The 14,310-nt window shown below is 54.0% G+C and carries 10 protein-coding genes and 1 pseudogene; 1 reads left to right on the top strand and 10 read right to left on the bottom strand.

The genetic code is table 11. The features are described 5' to 3' along the window. Positions 1-166 precede the first annotated feature (166 nt). A complete protein-coding gene (locus C0039_RS10805; RefSeq protein ID WP_101518058.1) occupies positions 167-2,530 on the top strand; it encodes a TonB-dependent receptor in 2,364 nt (787 codons plus the stop codon). A gap of 109 nt (positions 2,531-2,639) precedes the next feature. Here C0039_RS10805 and trpS read toward each other — a convergent pair whose 3' ends face one another. The 10 genes and pseudogenes from trpS to C0039_RS10750 all read right to left on the bottom strand — a co-directional run bounded on the left by trpS (position 2,640) and on the right by C0039_RS10750 (position 14,204). Beyond that, a complete protein-coding gene (trpS, locus tag C0039_RS10800; RefSeq protein WP_101518057.1) occupies positions 2,640-3,647 on the bottom strand; it encodes a tryptophan--tRNA ligase in 1,008 nt (335 codons plus the stop codon). Positions 3,648-4,000: 353 nt separating this feature from the next. Beyond that, a complete protein-coding gene (locus C0039_RS10790; protein WP_101518055.1) occupies positions 4,001-5,245 on the bottom strand; it encodes a hypothetical protein in 1,245 nt (414 codons plus the stop codon). A gap of 112 nt (positions 5,246-5,357) precedes the next feature. Then, positions 5,358-6,605, bottom strand: a complete 1,248-nt coding sequence (locus tag C0039_RS10785; protein ID WP_101518054.1) for an acyl-CoA dehydrogenase family protein — start codon at positions 6,603-6,605, stop codon at positions 5,358-5,360. Positions 6,606-6,636: 31 nt separating this feature from the next. Further along, on the bottom strand, positions 6,637-7,446 hold the full coding sequence (locus C0039_RS10780; RefSeq protein WP_076001502.1) for an SDR family NAD(P)-dependent oxidoreductase: 810 nt from the start codon (positions 7,444-7,446) through the stop codon (positions 6,637-6,639). Then, complete coding sequence (locus C0039_RS10775) at positions 7,447-8,217, bottom strand: SDR family NAD(P)-dependent oxidoreductase (protein WP_076001503.1); 771 nt, start codon at positions 8,215-8,217, stop codon at positions 7,447-7,449. A 161-nt stretch (positions 8,218-8,378) separates the two neighbouring features. Further along, positions 8,379-9,620: pseudogene (locus tag C0039_RS10770) on the bottom strand (thiolase family protein). A gap of 9 nt (positions 9,621-9,629) precedes the next feature. After that, the gene (locus tag C0039_RS10765) at positions 9,630-10,745 is read right to left on the bottom strand and encodes a saccharopine dehydrogenase family protein (RefSeq protein ID WP_076001505.1); all 1,116 of its coding nucleotides are present in this window, start codon (positions 10,743-10,745) and stop codon (positions 9,630-9,632) included. A 174-nt stretch (positions 10,746-10,919) separates the two neighbouring features. After that, the gene (locus C0039_RS10760) at positions 10,920-12,749 is read right to left on the bottom strand and encodes an alkyl sulfatase dimerization domain-containing protein (protein WP_084179884.1); all 1,830 of its coding nucleotides are present in this window, start codon (positions 12,747-12,749) and stop codon (positions 10,920-10,922) included. A 76-nt stretch (positions 12,750-12,825) separates the two neighbouring features. After that, positions 12,826-13,302, bottom strand: coding sequence for a VOC family protein (locus C0039_RS10755; RefSeq protein ID WP_076001506.1), 477 nt, complete (start codon positions 13,300-13,302; stop codon positions 12,826-12,828). A gap of 38 nt (positions 13,303-13,340) precedes the next feature. After that, positions 13,341-14,204, bottom strand: coding sequence for an SDR family NAD(P)-dependent oxidoreductase (locus tag C0039_RS10750; RefSeq protein ID WP_076001507.1), 864 nt, complete (start codon positions 14,202-14,204; stop codon positions 13,341-13,343). Between the last annotated feature and the right edge of the window lie 106 nt (positions 14,205-14,310).

The raw sequence follows: 14,310 nt of genomic DNA, 5'->3' as shown, positions 1-14,310 counted from the left end.
TGACCGATTCGGTCATTCTTTCACGGCACACAGTTTAGGTATCTTGGTGCAAGATAAGCGAGAGCTTCATCTACTGCGGAGTGTTCCGGCACCCTGCTCATACTCATAATAAATTTTTGGCACTGAAGCACCGTCGTCGCAGGCCAAATCAGCATCGAGGTATCGCATGAACAGAACTCCTACCGTTTGTAAAACCCTGCTGGCCTCCGCACTCACTGCCCTCACGGCCCCTGCTATCGGGCAGGACCTTGTGCTGGAAGAAATTATCGTCACCGCCACCAAGCGCCTGTCCACGCTGCAGGACATTGCAGCCACCGTGAACGTGGTGACGGGCGATTCAATCGACAAGTTCTCGTCCCTTGGCTTCGCAGACCTGGAATCCCAGACCGCCGGCGTATCACTGGCGACGCCTAACGCCAGATCACAGACAGTTGCCATGCGCGGCGTTTCCGTGGATGCGGAGGCAGGTGTAGACAGCACCGTAACCATCTATATGAACGATGTGCTGGTAACCAACAATATCGCCTTTGGCCAACTCTATGACCTGGAACGCGTCGAAATCCTGCGCGGCCCACAAGGTGCTCTGCAAGGACGCTCATCACCGGCAGGGGCGATCAACATCAACACACGGTCGGCAGACCTGTTTGAACCTGACGGATACGTGCAGGGCACCATTGACGACAACGACGGCATTAATGGCCAGGTCGCCTATGGCATGCCGTTGATCGAGGGGAAACTGGCGGCACGCGTGGCCGCCGTCTACGACACCAATAGAGGGCGCAACGTGGAAAACATTACCACCGGCCTCGACGACCCTGAGTTGGAGGCCACCTCCTACCGTTTGAATACCGTTTGGCAGATCACTGACAATCTGTCCGCCGACCTGACTTACCAGGCCTTCGATAGAGATGGTGACGATCCCGCCTCCGTTGTCGGTGTCGACTCGCTGGGACAAAGGCCGACACTGAAACCGGAAGACAGGACCTCGCTTGCACCGACGGTCAATAAAACCGACTTTGAGTACGACTTTGTCGATTTCCAGATCAATTGGCAGATAGGTGGCCTCGACTTTACATCCGTGACAGGCTGGACCGATGAGACCAGGATTTATCGCGAAGAAAATGACAAGGCAAACTACGTCCAGAATCCGCTTGCGGGTACTTCCCAAACATCAACAGTCGACCAGGAGGTCTGGGTTCAGGAGTTTCGCCTGTCCTCTTCGGACAACGATTTCTGGGACTGGATGCTTGGACTGTACTATCAGGACTCCGATGTCGTAGCCGATTTTACCGTTGATACCACGACTACCTTCCCCCCTGAATTCCCCGCCTTTCCCCCGCTGGGTGGTTATCAGTTCACGCTACAGTCCAATTCCATTGTCCCGGTAGAAGCGGAACAGTGGTCTCTGTTTACGTTTAATTCGTTTTATCTCAGCGACGCATTGAGCATGGAACTCGGCTTACGCTACACAGAGTACGAAAAGTACCGTGCCGCGACCGTCACGCTCAATGGATACCCTTATCTGCCCGATGTTGCAGGCTTCCCGCCAGAATTTCAGGACTTCCTCAAAGACCAGATTACCGGTCCGGCTGGCGCTGCCTTTCCCATCGAAGGTATACCGGATGAGTTCCAGAACATTGACGATGATTCCATAACGGGCGCCCTGACCCTGCGCTGGGACTGGACCGACGACATCTCTCTTTATGCTAACTACGGCAGAGCCTACCGCACCAAGGGCAACTCGATTGTACCGTCTCCCAATGTACAGTTTATTCCCGATCCCGCTGAGTACCTGCTGCATGATGAGGAAACCAGTGACTCCTTTGAACTGGGCATGAAGGCCCGGTTCTGGGGTGGGCGCGCCAGTCTCAATGCCGCCCTTTACTACCAGCAGTACGAAGGCTACCTGGGTTTCGTGCGGGGAGTGGAGGTCCTGGACGATACGGGTAACCCGGTGGTGCTGCCCGGGGGGCTGATATACAACGGCGACGCAGATGTGACCGGGATTGAGTTCGATGGACAGGTGCTGCTGAGCGAAACCTGGTCCATGGGTTATGGCCTGAGCTGGACGCAGGCAGAATGGGATGGCGCAGCAGAGCCCTGTAACGACCGTGAACCGGGTGAACTGATTGGTTCCTGCGATCTGGACGGCGAGAGAGTGGGAGGCGAACCGGAATGGTCCGGCTTCCTGAACTCAGAATACTTCTTCCCGCTGGAAAGCACCGAAATCTATATCCGCGGCCTCTACAAATACACCGGCGAGCGGGACAATATCTCTGCCTCCGCGGGTCTGGGCACCGTCGCAGAGGAGTTCGACGACTATCAGCTGTTTGACCTGTTTGTAGGCTGGCGGGACAGTGACGTTAAGTGGGACGTCAATGTATTCGTCAAGAACCTCTTCGACGCAGACGAGGTGATTCTACAAGATGGCCCGGACCAATATGACCAGTTCTTCAGTGGCGGCTCGTATAACGAAACCAATATTCTGCGCGAACGCACCATCGGCCTGATGGCACGCTACAACTTCTAGGAAGGAAACGTAATGCATCAAGGCGGCTCTGGGCCGCCTTGTTTATGGGGAGCCGGACAGCGCCTGGAATGGCACCAGAAAGAAGACGGGCGCCAGTTGGAGAACTCTCTTAGGTGATAGGGGCGATACCCACCGCGTAGCGGACCTTCTGCATCAGCGGCACGCTGTGCGCCCTCGCCCGCTCGGCGCCTTTGCGCAGCTCGCTTTCGATATGACCGGGGTCGTCCATCAGCATATTGTAACGCTCTCGGGCCGGAGCCAGTTCGGCATTAACCAGTTCAAACAGCTGCTTCTTGGCCTCGCCCCAGGCGATGCCGTTTTCAAATTCCTTGCGCATGCGGGCAGTCTCCGCTGCATCGGCAAAGGCCGCCCACACCTGGAATACCGTGGAGGAATCCGGATCTTTAGGCTCACCCGGCTCCAGCAGATTGGTCTTGATTTTATTGATGTGTTTGCGCAGCTGTTTTTCTGGCAGGAACAACGGGATGGTGTTCTGGTAACTCTTGGACATCTTGCGCCCGTCCAGTCCCTGCAGCACTGCGACACTGTCGTCGACCACTGCCTCGGGCAGGGTGAAGACGTCGGCAAAGTTATGATTGAAGCGCGCGGCTATATCGCGTGCCATCTCCACGTGCTGTATCTGGTCGCGGCCAACCGGAATACGCTGGGCATTGAACATTAGAATATCCGCGGCCATCAGCACCGGATAACTGAACAATCCCATGGTTACTGCGAAGTCCGGATCTTCCCCCGCCTCTTCATTGGCCTGCACGGCGGCCTTGTATGCATGCGCGCGATTCATCAGGCCCTTGGCCGCATTGCAGTTGAGTACCCAGGTCAACTCCGGTATCTCCGGTATATCGGATTGCCGATAGAACAGCGCCTTATCGGTATCCAGACCCAGCGCCAACCAGGTGGCGGCGATCTCCTTGGTAGACTGGCGCACCATTGCCGGGTCCTGGCACTTGATCAGAGCATGATAATCAGCAAGAAAGAAAAACGAATCAAGCGAGTCGTCGCAGGAGGCTTCTATAGAGGGCCTGATGGCCCCGACATAGTTGCCCAGGTGCGGCGTACCGCTGGTCGTAATGCCGGTTAGAACGCGTTGTTTAGCCATGACAATCCGTGTGTCCGCAAAAAGCCGCCAATGATACCTAGCTTGGCTGAGGCTGGCTATCCTGCAGGTTGCATAGAATATGCTGGTAGCAGCTGGAATGGAGGTATCCCCCGATGACGCAGGGGAAGATCGAGCGCTACCACGAATCCCTGGATAACCTGGCACCGGCCGATGTATACAAGGGAAGACGAAACGACATTCTGGATCAGCGAGTCCAGGTGAAAGCCAGAACCATGACTCAGAGGAAAATACACAACCTTCGGTTGGCGGGCTAAACTGGAGTAGCAACTGGCAGAAAAGTCGCTCTTAGAAAACGGCCAGATTGGTCCCATATTCTTTGCCGACTGAAGGTGTCACCAAGGCAGCTTGACCACCGGCGACAGTGAAAAACGGACCTGGTAATCGGGACCGAATGTGTCTGGTGTTTCCAGATAATGCCAGTACTGCACGCCAAATTTCCAGGGGCGGCTCGCTAAAATAACGGTTCTGGAGACGCCGATCGCCAATGGGAATGACCACTTGTCATCACTGGGGGCCTCATGATTATACGAAAAAGTCGGCGACGCGTTGATCTGCCAACCGTCGCCCATGTTGATCGCATAGAAGTACTGGCCCCCTGTAACACTCGTGTCGTAATCATCTTCACCGGCCACGTCCCACTGGTGGCTTACCAGAACACCCGCCACTCCCCAGGGACGCACTGTCGCCAGGGCAGCTTCAGGCCCGAGGAGCCACTGATCAAGACCCAGTTTGCTATTGGTAGCCGTAGGTAGCGTACCCGCAAGCCCAGCCAGCATCACAAAGCCCCCGGGCAGCGTTTTGGCCAACGATGCATCAAAGGAGATGTCTCCCAGGTCAACCCCTTCCGAGTTAAAGCCACCGGTTCGCCCAGGTACATCCTGTTTGAATATTACGGGAACGGCTGGACGCAGGAACAGGTTGCTGGTCTCACTGAGCTTATAGGGTAGCGAAGGTTGAAACAGCACCCGCTGCGCCTCGGCGCCCCCCGCGCCAGGTATATCGCCCTTGTAGGCAATATAGTCGAACTGAAAGTTCATACTGCCAAGGCTGGTATTGGGGTCAGATAGCTCGGCTGCGATTTCGGCAGCGGATGGCGTACCCAGCCCACCCACATCATCTTCCCCCGGGCCCTTGCCACTGAAGGAGCCCTCCTCACCTTCAACTCTTCGAAAGACTACCCATTCATTGGTCTTTACATTCTGTGAACGATACGCGCCCGGGTCGTCCAGATTCTTTTCAAAACGAAAACAGTTGGTTTCTTCATCTGAAGAATAGCAGACGAGATCCTCACCTTTGACCGCCCAACGACGGAGGAAGGTTTCATTCCATGCCTTGATTTGTGCTGTACCATCGACATTGTATTTTCCGACGGCGGTCACCCCTGGTGTCAAACTGATTTCTGCAGTGGCGCCAGCAATAAATTGATGGAGAGTATCCGCACCTGTCATAGGCTCCCAATTCTCGGCAAAGGCCGTGGAGCAGGATGCGCCCAGCAATACACTGAAGAGCAAACGTAACCGTTTTTGACTCTTCAAGCTTGAGAGGAATGCCTCGTTATCAATAACCATTCTGTCCATAGAAATACATTTCTCCAACTATTTACCCGACTCTGAAAAATGGACGTTATCATGGCATTACCCTTCGCACTCATGGTAAGAGTGAACCATTTTAACGTCTTCGGCAGCGACACTAGCTATGCAGTTTACCCTGGGCCAATTCACTACCCCCCTTGATCGCTAGAACGTCATTGCAACCATCTTCTATCATCGAGGAACGCGCATCGCGCAGCATTTTTTCAATCGGGTACTCGAGAGTCATACCATTCCCGCCAAACAACTGTAACGCATCGCTGGCTACTTCAAACGCCGCTTGGGTACTGGTAATTTTACTGGAGATCGAACCGAGCAGTTCCGGCTGCGGTGCGGTCATATTGTATTCAGCATTGCGCCGCGCCAGGGCGCGAGCCGCTTCTACCTTGCGAAACATATGCAGTAACCTGGAACGTACGCCCGGATGCCCAATAATGGGCACACCACCCTGCTTGCGCTCATGGGTATAGTTTAGTGCCTCTTCAAATGCGGCCCGCGCCAAGCCGGCAAACATCATGCCCATACCGCCATTGGCTTCGGTCAATTGCGCTCTGGCTACCTGTTGGTACTGCTCCACCGGGGCAATCAGCCAATCCGTGGAAATGCTGACATTGTCGAAATAGATCTCGCCTTGCGGCAGAGCGCGTTGCCCCATTTTTTCCAGCGGCTTACCGCGAGTAACACCTTTGGCATCCAGCGGGACAACCAACGCGACCTTTTCCAGGCCGTTGCCACGATCACAGCTGCAGAAAAGTGCACTGTACTGGGCGACAGTGCCGTTGGATACCCAGGCGGATTTCTGACCGTTAATCACCACTTCATTGCCCTTGATTGTGGCGATGCAGTTGGGTCGTGACTGGCTGCTGCCGGGGCTCATGGCAACTCCGTTGAAATCAACCATATCGCTACCATGGTCAGGCTCGGTAATGCCCCAACAACCGATGGAATCCTCTGGGATATTGTTCAGCAGGAACTGGTTGTCAAAATGATGGGCGAGCAGCCAGGGTGTTCCTGAAACTGACAGTGAGATAGCCAGACCGGCATCGCCCCAGGTCAGCTCTTCGAGCATCACGCTCATAAGGCGGGCGGCCTGCAGGGATTCGAGAGAATACAACAGCGAAAAACTCGCACCCAGTTTTTTAAACTCGGTCCAGACATCCCAATAGGGCGAACCCTCTGCAATAACTGCTTCCGGGGTCATGCGGTCCAGTTCAGTGCCTATCGGACGCAATACTTCAACAGCGAGGCGGTGCAGGTTTTGTTGAAACTCAAGCGTTAACTCATCGAGTTGGCTATCCAGCCCGGTAAAACTGAGCCGATCATTCAAATCTTGACTAGGTAGACTCATGACCAGTATTCCTCCATGGGACAGTTTTTTGCTATTTCAACTTATTGCTCTTGATACCAATGATGGGGAGCATTAACGAGCGGTAGCCTCCCGGCATTAGCCGCTGTAAACAATCCAGCAGATAGGCTCCGCTGGTTACCAGTACTCTGGCCTTACCCCTCTCGACACCCTTCAGAATTTTTCGTGCTGCCCTTTCTGGCGTCAGCCCTCTCGTAGAAAAGGTGTTGATGGTTTCTTCATCCAGGCCGGCAGCAGCGGCAATATTCGTGGCAACGACTCCCGGGTGCACACAGGTGACGTGTACGTTTCTATCGCGCAGCTCGGTCCGCAAAGCTTCCGTATAGCCACGGACAGCAAATTTACTGGCGCAATATGCTCCTGCCATGGGAGGTGCCACCAAACCAAAAATGCTTGAAACATTCACCAGGTGAGACCCTGGATTGGCTATCAAGTGCGGTAGGAACTCATGACTACCGTGGATAACACCCCACAGATTCACATTGAGAACCCGCTCGTAGTCGGCATAATCGAATTCGTCCATAGTCACGTCACGGCCAGAAATCCCCGCGTTATTGATCACTACATCAACCCGGCCGAATTCGGCCATAACCCCTATGACGTACGCGGAAAATTGCTTGCGGTCAGAAACATCCAGGGTGTTGGCTTTCACTGTGACCTGGTCAATCTTCGGTATCAGCGACACCGTCTCAGCGAGGTTCTCCTCATTGATATCTGAAATCGCCAGATGGCAACCCTGGCCCGCCAGTTGCACAACCAGGGCTCGCCCTATTCCGCTTCCAGCACCCGTTACTACAGCGACTTTGTCCGCGAAATAGGCCATTCAGCGCTTACCCGACAGATAGATTTTTGCGAAGCCATGAAGCCAGATGGAAGGCATTTTCCGTAGCAAAGTAAACAACAGGCGAGCCTTGAACGGCATCACCCAGTACATCCCTTTGGTGGTTCCAGCCTCGTAGACCGCTGCCGCTATATCTTCGGCTGTCAACATTTTCGAACCCTTGCTATGGGTTAGCTTAACGCCTTCCGTCATTGGGGTGGCGACATAAAGCGGCATCACCACATTGACGGTAATATCATCTTTTTCCCACTCCACACGCAGTGCTTCAGTCAAACCCTGAACAAAGCTCTTACTCGATGAATAGACTGCGTTGCTGGGGATCCCGTATATAGAGGAGCCCGAGCCCAAATTGACCAAATGGGAATCCGAGGTAGTTTTTAGCAATGGGTAGGCGGCTTGAGCGCAGTTCACCACGCCCTCCATATTCACCCGCATCATCAAATGCAGAAACTCGAGATCAGCTTCCACAAAGGGCTTATCCTGAAACAGCCCGGCGTTATTGACCATGACATCCAGTCGACCACCGGTAAGCTCAGCAAAGTGAGTGAACGCTGCCGCCACAGAATCGGGCACTGTAACATCCAGCTGGGCAAAGCAAGTATTGCCACCCAGATCAGATGAAAGTGTTCTAACCGATTCCAGATTGAGGTCATACAGACCGACAAACCAGCCGTGATCAGAAAAATACCTGGCTGTGGCCGCCCCAATACCGGAACCGGCCCCTGTGATGAAAACGGTTTTGCAATTCAGCATAAAAATAGCGACCTAAGCGCAATACACTTTATTGGCACTGGGTATGCCCTGGACATACCCGTCGTTCACCGCAGGATGCTCCGCAATTACTTTCATCACCAAAACAGGATTGATGAAGTCACCGTTACGACGGATCTTGTGCAAATGTTTCGGGGGGGCAGTCATCCGCTGAACTCGTCCCGTTGCAGCAATGTCACTACCGTGGCGGCCGTATCCGTCTTCAGACTGCCACCGGCATTGTGTGCCAGTCCCAAGCGGGCATTTTCTACCTGTCGTTCACTCGCCCTGCCCTGCAACTGCAGTGTCAGCTCACAAATCTGTGCGGTGCCGGTAGCGCCTACCGGGTGACCCTTGCGCAAGAGCCCGCCCGAGGTATTGACCGGCTGCGCACCACCCAGGGTGCTGGCGCCACTTTACACGTGTGCTCCGCCCTGCCCCGGCTCACACAGACCCAGGTATTCATAGGCCTGTATTTCTGAGGGAGCAGAGGCATCGTGGAGTTCAACACAGCTGATATCCCGGGGATCTACCCCGGCTTCTTCGTATACAGCTTGCGCGCAGTGTGTTCCCAGGTTGGGTTCATTAACCCCGTGATCCCACCCCGAGCCAAGCACCGAGCTCACCACGCGCACAGGGCTGGACAAACCCATCTGGCGCGCCTTGCGTTCGCTGACGACTATCACTGCGGCTGCCCCGTCACCGATAGGCGAACACATGGGCAGTGTCAACGGCTCGACAATACCCCTGGCAGCCAGTACATCTTCCACCGACAGCACATCACGGTACTGGGCATTGGGGTTAAGGCTACCATGAAGACTGTTCTTGGCACTGACAGCAGCGAACTGGGCCGCAGTAGTCCCATATTTTTGCATGTGGTAACGGGCGCTTACTGCATAGATATCCATAAATGCTGAACGCTTGTCCGCGCCCTCAGCGCTGGGAGCCTCTACACCCAGGTCATCACATATTCCTTGCAACAGACCCTGTAAGCCCAGCTCGGATTCGACATCGACCGCGCCGGAAAAAGCGGCAAATGTGCGCCGCTTATCCTTGTGGAAAAGCTTTTCATAGCCGCACACCAGCGCGACATCGTAATAACCTGCCGAGACCATGGCACAGGCCTGGTTGAAGGCAGAAGACGCCGATGCGCAGGCGTTTTCAATATTCAGCACGGGTATCTGCCCTATGCCCAACTCGCGCAAGGCCACCTGCCCCCCAATCATGCCCTGGCCTACAATCAAACCGCCGGCTGCATTAGCCATGTAAGCCGCTTGCATATCGCCTGCGTCCAGACCAGCATCTTGCAGCGCCAGTGTGATGGCATCTCCGGCGAGTTGCTTCAACGGCTTTTGCAGGTGATTGCCAAACCTGGTCATCCCGATACCCGCGATATAGGCATTCATGCGCATGATTTATCCCTCGGTGACGTCGACGAAGTGCTGTCTTTCCAGCATTTCCAAGATTTCCCTGTGACCGAACGCACTGGCCGCCGAGGCGAAACCTGCCGCTATTGGAGCACCTGCAAGTAAATGCTCACAGCCGTGGGCGATGAATTCGCCGGTAATAACATAGGGCGAGTGGAAATTCAGCGTGCAGAAGTTTTTTTCTTTTGAACCCATACCATTACAGTGAATCGTGCCGCGGTGTAGCAGCGGGTCTTCCTTGGGAGGCTCCTCTTGCACAATAGTGCCCGCAGTGGCGATAGCCATTTCCTCCCGCGCTTGCTCATCACCAGCTGCCCCTTCGATAATCTGCGCAACTCCGCCAATGATCATTTCCATCAGATCGTTATCTTCCGCACACTGATATACAGTGCAATTGCGAACCCTGTCGTCGTTCTGGTACCAGATGGGCTCCGCCGCACCACCCCAGGACGAAGCCTTGAAGACCTTGGCATATCCAGGAATTGTAAGGTCCCAGGTGCGACCCAACGCCCATGGCATCAGCTCATTGTTGGCGAGATAGTAGTGAGGGGCAGCAAGCATACGCATAAACGATTGGCTGGATGCGATGGAAGGCGCGCCCTGTGCACTGATATACGAAAGTTCCAGTGAGTCGATGGCAGAGTTCTCCAAAGCCACCTCCGCTGCCAGCGCACCCATAGTCCACATATAAGAACAGGCCGGAGACAGCAATAAACCCTTTGCCGCGTAGGCATCGCCGTAGTCGGTGCGCATAGCGATCATGAAATCCTGCTCCCCGGTGGTGTCCAGGTAGTGGCAATTGGCGGCCAACGCTGATCTAACCACCGTCTCGCCCATTTGCATGAAGGGCCCAGTCACATTAACAACGACCTTTGCCTCGCTAAACAGAGCGGTAAGCGCCTCGTCATCATGGCTGACAGTGGCTATTGCAGCGTCGACTTTATCGACACCAGCACGTTCGGCGACTATTTCAAGTGCTGCAGCCATTTTTTGCGCATTGCGGCCTGCTCCGGTGAACGGAATACCACGGTTGTGCAAAGACTCTGCAATCAATTTTCCCGTATACCCACTTAACCCATAGATGACGACATCTGATTGCTGCATTCAGTAACCCTCCCAAATAGTTTGCACGGTCAACAGCTGCATGCTTGAGCAGACTGGCTGGTTGTCTCTTGATACACAGCATAATGGCAGCCTTGAGAGGCCTGAAGATGGCATGCGGTCGAATACTGCTGATTTCCGGCAAATGGCCGACATGGGAAAAATTTTATGTACTGCCTACTGAAATACACTCAGCACAGAAGCCAGAGATGCCGGGTCACCGCCGATCACAGCACTACCACCTTTTATTTCTTGCTCTAGTGATGTCTGCTTGAGCGCAATCCTGATCCATCCGCCGCGAGTGATACTCAGGGAAGCATCGACGGACTCTGGTAGAGTCGTTGACACCTCGGCGACACCACGCCGCACATGAATGGCCCACTCTTCTCCCACATCACTATAGGCAAACCGAATAACCTTGTTGATCTCACTGCTCCTGGCCGGATCAATCTGGGTTTCTAGTATCTCGACCAGGGATCCGACCGGCAGGCCCTCTAAACTGGCGAATGTAGGAGGTGGCATGATTGAATGCTCTGCCTGCTTGGTCCAGTCCTGCTTGCCTTCCAGGTGTCTGGCATGTGTCAGCATGAAATTGCGTGTCTGAATGCCAGTTCGAGTGGCATGTGCCATAGCCCGCAGCGCCTTTGCCTTTAACATGCGTGCGTCTTTGTTATCTTCGTCTCCATCCAATGCAAAAGAAAGAAGCTTTGCCGATAGGTTGTACTTCCTTTGATCGAAAGCTCGCTGAGCCGCAGCAATCATATTGTCTATACCACCGAAACCTTCAATTAGCACAGACGCCAGTTCACCAGGAAGCGGTGGGTGTAGTTCAGCAGTATCCTCATCGTACCAACCCACCATGCCACGGTACTGACCCCGCAGGCTGTATTCGTTGTCAATATAGGCAGGGAAAAGCCACGGATGCTGATCAAGATGCTCGGGGATACGGATCGTATTTACCATCTCATCCGGTGTCATACCCAAATTTATAGCGCGTACCGACTGGTTATAGATAAAAGAATAAAGGTCCCTGTGTGCTGTCGCTATTTCATAAGCTTCCTGCTTCGATCTAATGGGCTTTCCATGAGCGCCATGCAAATAGGTAGGCTTGATCTGGCGAATAATATCAATACCGGCAATTAACTCCTTGGGACGGCGGTAGTAGTCTCCTCGCAAGGTATAGAGAGGAAAGGCAGTGTTTGTAATTGCTGCATTATGCAGAATCAGGTCAAGATCGGGAAAATGCACCACGAGACTGTCCCGCGAATCAGCAATAATGTGATAGAAAACTGCTTTTACACCATCAATAACGACGGTCTGGCCGTTCTTTACAGGATGAGTAACCGTAAGATGCCCGCTTTCGCTCAGAGCAGGATCATCAAACGTAGGCTCAGCTGGACCAAAATACGCATCAGGTCCTTCCTCTGGCAAGTAGTAGCCCAATTGAATGCCTGCACGGCGTATCTGCATCGGCCCAAGAGTCAGGGAGGTCGACTTGATTAAATTCTCGACATTTGGGTGGGCATAGACATTCAGCTGTTCCCCGGCATCGTCCTGGTAGGCTCTCGAACCGTTCGTATAGTGATGATGGGAATAGATGATATTTTGAACTTTTTTATCCGTGACCTCTCGGATCTTCGACAGCGCGGCCTTACCCATCCCCATGTTATTACCGGAATCAAAGGCGATCAGGCCGGTTTTTCCTTCAATAAAAGTATAGTTGGAAAGACTATAGCCAACGATTGTGTATACACCCTCCGTTACCTTTAACACCTTGGTGGCGTTTTCCACATCGCGGAGTATCTTGGCATGATAGCCCTTGTTGACAATCGCGCCATTCGAGGCCGTAACCGTCTCCCCATCGTAATCGCCCCGATAGAAAAGCTTTACTCCACTGACATCAGTAGATTCATTCCTTGAGATCAGGTTTTCCTGGGCCGCCAGTAATATTGGAAACGCTATAGACAAAAAGGGCGCGAATAGAACGAGATATCGTGAAAATTTCATTACTTTCTCCTGCTATACAAAGGAACGCCTAGCACTACGCTCATCATCAATTTTCACTCGACAGAACGGGCGCGGGTCAGACCACCGGCATCGGCGACTGCTGTGGCTTCACGCGGCCGATGGCCTCTTCCAGTTCCACCACGTTACCAAAGGGATCCCGGCCATAGACAGTACGGACACCGGGAATACCGACGCCCGTAGGTGGTGAGTTGAATTGCATCCCGGCGGCGCTGAGCCTGGCGTACTCTTCATCCAGGTCGGTCACGGCCAGGCAAATATGCGTGATGCCATGGTCGATCACGGGGCGGCGCGGATCCTGGGGTGCGGGATCACAGTCGCCGAACTGAAACAGCTCGATCAACAGGTTTTCTGTGCCGACGTGGCATGCGCGAGCTGACGTACCCGCCACTGCGAGAATCGTATCTGCCTCTTCCGTGCCCGCAGCCCATCCTGTTTCTACCAGCTTTTTAAACCCGAGCAAATCGCAATAAAATTGCAATGCCCGGTCCATATCCGGGACTGACAGTGCCACATGGTTTACGCCAAGAATCATTTTCGGTTCCTCTGCTTAGTTGGATAAACACACTAGCGCTAGCGCACATTGATGCCGCTGATCATCTCCCCCTTGCGCCATTTGGGCAAGGCGATGAAGCGACCGAAAAGTCCGGGGGACAGCCTGTGAAGCAACCAGCCTGGTAACACATGAGACCGCGGCGAGGGAATAATCAGCTTACTTTTACGCAGTCCATTGAGGGCATCTGCCGCGACCACTGCTGGCTCCACTGCGCGGTCGCTGGCATACAGTTCCACGGCGTTTATAGCAGTCCTCTTATCCGCCTCCTCATTGCCAAAATGCATACGTGAGTCGGCGGCAATCGCGGTCTTGATAATTCCCGGGCACAGCACACTGACGTTGATCCCCTGCGGGGCAAGCTCAACACTCAGGGATTCGCCCAGGCTGCAGGCGGCCGCTTTACTGGCGTGGTATATCGACATTCCGGGCCCGGGAAACAGAGCGGCACCACTGGCCGTGATCAACACTGATCCGCTGCCACGCTCGATCATGGACGGCACCAGGTAACGCAAGGCATAGACGGCGCCCCAGAAATTGACGCCCATGACCCAGCGCCAGTCTTCCATGTCGGCTTTCTCCAACAAACTCCCCTCTCCCACGCCGGCATTGGCACACAGCACATCAACATGGCCCTGGTCTGCTAGTAGGCGTTCTGCAAATTTTCTGCTCTCATCTTCCGAAGCGTGGTCGACGCTATAACCCGCCGCGCGAACGCCTCTGGACTGAACCTCACTCACAACCTGGTCGATTCGCTCCTGATTAATATCGGTAATGGTCACATTGGCGCCTTCATCGGCGAAAGCATGTGCCAGAGCTCGCCCAATACCAGATCCGCCGCCGGTGATAAGCACATTCTTGCCTGTAAAGTTCGTGTTGGTCATTGCACTTAGTCTCCTGGACACAAATCGTCGGAGCTATTATGTCGGGCCGCGTGAGCTTACTGAATACCGTTTGGGGACAAGCGAGGTTGAAATCCGGTCAGGCTTA

This window comes from Pseudohalioglobus lutimaris, from assembly GCF_002866825.1.
In the GTDB taxonomy this organism is placed as follows: Bacteria; Pseudomonadota; Gammaproteobacteria; order Pseudomonadales; family Halieaceae; genus Halioglobus; species Halioglobus lutimaris.
This window is presented reverse-complemented; position numbering and strand designations above follow the sequence as displayed.